Here is a 6,485-nt window from a genome sequence, read left to right as displayed (position 1 = left end):
ACTTGTCGGAATATTGAATGTTAAACAGGCTTCACTCAAAGATAATGACTTGTTTTCAATACTTTGTAGAACTTTTAACTTAAAGCGTAAACTATAATTTGCGTTTTTTTGGACAGGAAAAAGACCTTCGTTTCCAAATTTAAGATACCACCTAATCCAATCTTTAAGGCTGGTTGTGCCTATGTCATTCTCTTTAGCTGTAACACTTAGTGATTGACGATTTTTTAAAACTTCATTTACACAGCGAAGTTTAAATTCATAATTGTAACTGACTTTTCTTTCCATAAAAATACCCCCAGATAATGTCTAATTATTTGGGGGCAGTTCATATGAGGCGGCTTTTTTATAAAAAATAGTTAAACCTTTCACATGCTTGGAGAATTACAATTATAATTTTCCTTATTTTTGAAGAATGAAACATTTTATACTAGTTTTTTTATTATTTCCTATTATGATTTGGTCTCAATCCAATTTTGACAAAGCAGAAAAACTGTTTAAAGAGGAAAAGTTTGAACAAGCACAATACTTGTTTGAATCTGTATTGAAAACAAATTCCTCTGATTTGAGAACAATAGAATATTTAGGAGATATTGCGGGTTATTATAAAGCATGGGATAAAGCGATTGTTTATTACAAAAAGTTAAAATTTTTAAAACCATCAGAGGCTAATTATCATTATAAATATGGTGGAGCTTTAGGGATGAAAGCCAAAGAATCGAATAAGTTCAAGGCGCTTGGAATGATTGATGAAGTTAAAGCTTCCTTTGAAAAAGCCATAAGTCTCAATCCAAAGCATATTGAATCCCGATGGGCTTTGATAGAAATATACATTCAGTTACCAGGAATTGTGGGGGGTAGCGAGTCTAAAGCCATCAAATATTCCAATGAATTATTGCGATTATCACCCGTTGACGGTTATTTGTCAAGAGGACATATTGAAGAATATTTTAAAAGATATAAAGTTGCTGAACAACAGTATAAAAAAGCGATACTTATTGGAGGTTCAAAAACAAGTTATCAAAAGTTAGCAAACTTGTATAAGAACAAAATGAGCGCGCCTGAAAAGGCAAAAATTGTATTAGAATCATATAGTAATAAAAAAGTTCAAGACTGATTTTATTTCCTCTTGAATTCAACAACCATAAACCCAAAAATTAGAATGCGTACACATTTTATAGCTATCGGAGGAAGTGCCATGCACAATCTGGCTTTAGCACTACACAACAAAGGATACCAAGTTACGGGAAGTGATGATGCTATTTTCGAACCATCAAAATCAAGATTAGACAAAAAAGGGATTTTACCGCAAGCATTAGGCTGGTTTCCTGAAAAAATCGCAACGGATATCGAAGCTGTAATTCTTGGCATGCATGCAAAAGCTGATAATCCGGAATTATTAAAAGCTCAAGAATTAGGACTGAAAATATACTCTTATCCTGAATTTCTTTACGAACAATCTAAAAATAAAACGCGTGTTGTTATTGGAGGTTCTCATGGGAAAACAACGATAACCTCGATGATTTTGCATGTGATGCATTACCATGATATAGCAGTAGATTATATGGTTGGCGCACAATTGGAAGGTTTCGATACGATGGTGCATCTTACGGAGGAGAATGATTTTATCGTTTTGGAAGGAGATGAATATTTGTCTTCGCCAATTGATAGAAGACCTAAGTTTCATTTGTATCAACCAAATATCGCCCTAATTTCAGGGATTGCTTGGGATCATATTAATGTCTTTCCAACGTATGGGAATTATGTAGAACAGTTTGAAATTTTTATTGGTAAAATTACCAATGGTGGAATCCTCGTTTACAATGAAGATGATGCTGAAGTAAAACGTGTGTCCGAAGCTGCTACGAATCCAATTCGAAAACTAGCGTATCACACTCCAAAATATTCGGTTAATGATGGAGTGACACTTCTGGAAACTCCAGAAGGCGATATGCCAATTGAAGTTTTTGGAGCGCATAATCTTAATAATTTGGCTGGAGCCAAATGGATTTGTCAAAATATGGGTGTAGATGAAGCTGATTTTTATGAAGCAATTGCCAGTTTTAAAGGTGCTTCAAAACGATTGGAAAAAATTGCGGAGAGTAAAACAAAAGTGGCCTATAAAGATTTTGCGCATTCACCAAGTAAAGTTGCTGCAACTACAAAAGCGGTGAAAGAGCAATATCCAAACAGAACTTTGGTAGCTTGTTTAGAATTGCATACGTACAGCAGTTTGAATGCGGAGTTTCTAAAAGAATATGAAGGCGCATTAGAATGTGCTGATAAAGCAGTAGTTTTCTATTCGCCTGACGCTGTAAAAATCAAACAGCTTGAAGAAGTTACATACGACCAAATTGCTAAATCTTTTAATCGGGAAGATTTAATTATTTATACTAATCCAAAAGATTTCAAAGACTATTTATTTAATTTAAATCTTGAAAACTCAGCTTTGTTGTTGATGAGTTCCGGTAATTATGGCGGATTAAACTTTGATGAAGTAAAGGAATTAGTGATATGAAAGATGCCTTGAAAATTTCTAAAACTACAAGTGAAAATCCGGATTTTGTAAATCTCATTGGCGCATTAGATAAAAGTTTGTGGGAGCGTTATCCAGAATTGAAAACAGATTATTGGGGCAATAATATTTTGGAATTAAATCCAAATGTTGTTGTTATTTATTTGAATGACAAACCTGTTGCTTGTGGTTGTTTTAAAAAATACGATAAGAATACAATTGAAATAAAACGTATGTTTGTTTCTATGGAAGCCAGAGGAATGGGTTTAGCGCAAAATATTTTACGTGAATTAGAGCTTTGGGCACATGACTTAGGATATTCGTTTTCTGTTTTGGAAACATTATACAAACAAAAGGAAGCTATTGCTTTGTATCAAAAAACGGGTTATAATATAGTTGATAATTATACACCTTATGTGGGTTTAGAAAATAGTATTTGCATGCGGAAACAAATTTAAACAACAAAATGGATGGCTGAAAATTTCTTTTTCCCTATAACGAATTGGTCCGAAGATGACAAGCCACGTGAAAAACTAATGCTGAAAGGCAAAAGTGTTTTAAGTGATGCCGAACTGATTGCGATTTTGATAGGTTCAGGAAGTAGAAACGAATCGGCAGTTGATTTAAGTAAAAGGATTTTGGCAAGCGTAGATAATAATTTAAATGCCTTAGGGAAATTATCGTTGTCTCAGCTAATGCAATTCAAAGGAATAGGAGAGGCGAAAGCAATTTCGATTATTGCAGCTTTAGAATTAGGAAGACGAAGAAGGACGGAAGATGCAGTAGAATTAAAGAAAGTGACTTCCAGTAAAATCATTTTCGAAATCATGCAGCCTATTATTGGGGAATTGCCACACGAGGAATTTTGGATCATTTATTTGAATAACTCCAATAAGGTTATTTCGAAATCTCAGTTGAGTAAAGGTGGAATCACCGGAACCTTGGTTGATGTTCGCCTCGTTTTTAAAACGGCTCTTGAAATGGGCGCAACAGGTTTAATCTTGTGCCACAATCATCCTTCGGGAACTTTGATTCCAAGTGATGCAGACAAACAGATCACAAAAAAATTAAAATTAGCAGGCGATAGTTTAGAAATAAAAGTATTAGATCATTTGATTGTTACTGAGAAGAACTATTTTAGTTTTGTAGATGAAGGAATATTTTAAAACATAAAATGAAAAATACGATAATAACTGATGTTTTCTTTGATTTAGATCATACACTTTGGGATTTTGATAAAAATTCAGAATTGACATTTGAGACCATTTTTAATAAAAGTCACCCCGCAATAGAGACTAAAGTATTTATTGAAAAATATGTGCCAATAAATCAAGAGTGTTGGAAGCTTTATCAATACGATAAAATTACGCATCAAGAATTGCGTTATAATCGACTGAAGTATTCTTTTGATGCTCTTGATTATTCGATTTCTGATGAAGAAATTGATACAATAGCAAATGATTATATTCGTTTTTTACCCGATAATAACCATCTTTTTGATGGTGCTTTTGAGGTTTTAGAGTATTTAAATCAAAAATATAATCTTCATATAATTACAAATGGATTTGCTGAGGTTCAGTACAAAAAGATAAATAATTCTAATATTGGGAGTTATTTTCAAACCGTCACAAATTCTGAAATGGCTGGAGTGAAAAAGCCAAATCCTATTATTTTTGATTATGCTTTAGATTTGGCCAAAGCCAAAAAAGAAAGCAGCATCATGATAGGGGATAGTTTAGATGCAGATGTTCAAGGCGCACTAGATGCTGGATTGGATGCGATTTTTTTCAATGAAAGCAAAATACAGGTTGAGCAGCATATCAAACAAATCAATCATTTATTAGAACTTAAAAAATATTTATAAAGATGAAAAAACAATTTTTAGTATTGTTATTATTGGTCATAAGTTATTCCTATTCGCAATCTGTGAATGATTACAAAGCTGTGATTGTACCTGTTAAATATGATTTTCTCAAAAGCGAGAATCAGTATCGCTTAACAACAATGTCTAAATTTAATTTAAACAAAGCAGGTTTTGAAGCATTTTATAGCAATGAAGCCATTCCAAGTGATTACAGTGATCGATGCAGTTTGTTATATATGGATGTAGTAAAAGAAAATGCTTTTTTGACAACCAAGTTGTTTATAACACTCAAGGATTGTTACGGGAAAATAATTTTTCAATCACTGGTGGGCAAAAGTAAGGAAAAAGAATACAAAATAGCTTATACCGAAGCGCTTAATGAAGCCTTTGAGTCCGTTAATGAGTTGCAGTATAAATACAACGGTACTGTAAATACAGCAGTACAGCCGGAAGTGACTAAGTCCGTGATTGCATCAGCTACTGTTGCTCAAAAAGTAGTAGGTGAGTCAGTAACTAGTAATGAAAAAGAAGTTGATTTGCTTTATGCACAGCCCACAGCAACTGGTTTTCAGTTGATTGATAGCACTCCGAAGGTTGTTATGAAATTATTTAAGACTTCTCAGTCCAATTCCTTTATCGCAATTAAAGACACGGTTCAAGGTTCATTAATTCTAAAAAACAACCAATGGTATTTTGAATATTATCAAAATGACACATTATATTCTGAAAAAATAGCGGTAAAGTTTTAGCGCAATTATAAATATATTTTTTTTCTAAAAGGGATGTACTGCGGTGCATCCCTTTTTTGGTTCAATAGCCGTATTTGTTTTTCCAGCGGTTTTTAAGAAATTCCCGAAGGCTGTTTTCCCTGGAATTATTACCAGGAATATATATTGGAGTCTTGCTTAATGCTTCCGGTAAAAATTCTTGTTCAGCAAAATTATTGGTGTAATCGTGTGAATATTTATATTCTTCACCATACCCTAATTCTTTCATTAATTTTGTTGGTGCATTGCGTAAGTGAATCGGGACCGGTAAATCGCCGGTTTGCTTCACAAGTTGTTGAGCCGTTCCAATGGCTAAATAAGAAGCGTTACTCTTAGGGGAAGTTGCAAGGTAAACAGCGCACTGGCTCAAAATAATTCTACTTTCAGGATATCCAATTGTAGCCACAGCCTGAAAAGTATTATTGGCCATAATAAAAGCAGTTGGATTAGCATTTCCAATATCTTCACTACTTAGAATAAGCATTCTTCGGGCAATAAATTTCACATCTTCACCACCTTCAATCATTCTGGCAAGCCAATACACAGCTCCGTTAGGATCACTTCCTCGAATTGATTTTATAAAAGCAGATACAATGTCATAATGTTGTTCACCAGTTTTGTCATACAAAACGGTATTTTGTTGCACCAAGGCAAAAACACGATCATTTGTAATTATAATTTCGTCTTCATTAGATGCATTTACGACAAGTTCGAAAATATTTAATAGCTTGCGTCCATCTCCTCCGGAAAGTCTTAAAAGCGCCTCTGTTTCTTTCAAAACAATATTTTTCGTTGCTAAAAAAACATCTGTTTTCATGGCGCGTTGTAATAAGGATTCTAAATCAGCTTTTGTAAAAGCATTTAGAACATAAACTTGGCAACGCGAAAGTAAAGCCGGGATAACTTCAAAACTCGGGTTTTCGGTAGTGGCACCTATTAATGTGATCCAGCCTTTTTCTACTGCTGCTAAAAGAGAATCTTGTTGTGATTTACTGAAACGATGAATCTCATCGATGAATAAAATAGGATTTTTAGCGGTAAACAAACCACCGCTTTGCTTCGCTTTTTCAATTACGTCACGAATATCTTTGACACCTGAATTGATGGCACTCAAAATATAAAATGGTCGTTTTGATTCTTGTGCAATAATTTGTGCCAAAGTAGTTTTTCCAGTTCCCGGTGGTCCCCAGAAAATTAATGAAGGAATAATTCCTTTTGCAATTTGTTGTGTCAACGAACCATTTGGTCCTACGAGGTGGGATTGACTGATGTAATCTTCTAATTTTTGTGGTCGTATGCGTTCTGCAAGTGGTGCTTCCATAGTGTAAAATTACTGTTTTTT

Annotated in this window: 8 protein-coding genes; 6 read left to right on the top strand and 2 right to left on the bottom strand. The window is 33.9% G+C overall.

Annotated features, from left to right (window positions below; translation table 11 throughout):
• Window positions 1-285: transposase (locus tag ACNQGD_RS10110; RefSeq protein WP_417999185.1), on the bottom strand; the 285-nt coding region annotated here is incomplete at its 3' end.
• A 166-nt stretch (window positions 286-451) separates the two neighbouring features.
• Between ACNQGD_RS10110 and ACNQGD_RS10105 the strand changes: the two genes are divergently transcribed.
• From ACNQGD_RS10105 to ACNQGD_RS10080, 6 genes are read left to right on the top strand one after another with little or no spacing between them, the layout of a single operon-like run.
• Window positions 452-1,114 (top strand): tetratricopeptide repeat protein, encoded by a 663-nt coding sequence (locus ACNQGD_RS10105; protein WP_417997035.1) that lies wholly within the window; start codon window positions 452-454, stop codon window positions 1,112-1,114.
• Window positions 1,115-1,159: 45 nt separating this feature from the next.
• A complete protein-coding gene (locus ACNQGD_RS10100; RefSeq protein ID WP_417999184.1) occupies window positions 1,160-2,515 on the top strand; it encodes a UDP-N-acetylmuramate--L-alanine ligase in 1,356 nt (451 codons plus the stop codon).
• Window positions 2,512-2,970, top strand: a complete 459-nt coding sequence (locus ACNQGD_RS10095) for a GNAT family N-acetyltransferase (protein WP_417999183.1) — start codon at window positions 2,512-2,514, stop codon at window positions 2,968-2,970. Before ACNQGD_RS10100 ends, ACNQGD_RS10095 begins: the two co-directional genes overlap by 4 nt.
• A gap of 12 nt (window positions 2,971-2,982) precedes the next feature.
• On the top strand, window positions 2,983-3,678 hold the full coding sequence (gene radC / locus ACNQGD_RS10090) for a RadC family protein (RefSeq protein ID WP_417999182.1): 696 nt from the start codon (window positions 2,983-2,985) through the stop codon (window positions 3,676-3,678).
• Between the two features lie 8 nt (window positions 3,679-3,686).
• Complete coding sequence (locus tag ACNQGD_RS10085; RefSeq protein ID WP_417997031.1) at window positions 3,687-4,376, top strand: YjjG family noncanonical pyrimidine nucleotidase; 690 nt, start codon at window positions 3,687-3,689, stop codon at window positions 4,374-4,376.
• Window positions 4,377-4,378: 2 nt separating this feature from the next.
• Window positions 4,379-5,125, top strand: coding sequence for a hypothetical protein (locus ACNQGD_RS10080; RefSeq protein ID WP_417999181.1), 747 nt, complete (start codon window positions 4,379-4,381; stop codon window positions 5,123-5,125).
• Window positions 5,126-5,186: 61 nt separating this feature from the next.
• Here ACNQGD_RS10080 and ACNQGD_RS10075 read toward each other — a convergent pair whose 3' ends face one another.
• The gene (locus tag ACNQGD_RS10075) at window positions 5,187-6,464 is read right to left on the bottom strand and encodes a replication-associated recombination protein A (protein ID WP_417995338.1); all 1,278 of its coding nucleotides are present in this window, start codon (window positions 6,462-6,464) and stop codon (window positions 5,187-5,189) included.
• Window positions 6,465-6,485 lie beyond the last annotated feature (21 nt).

This window comes from Flavobacterium glucosi (genome assembly GCF_048286535.1).
Lineage (GTDB): Bacteria > Bacteroidota > Bacteroidia > Flavobacteriales > Flavobacteriaceae > Flavobacterium.
Note: the sequence above shows the minus strand (reverse complement) of the source record. Positions and strands in the feature narration are given on the sequence as shown.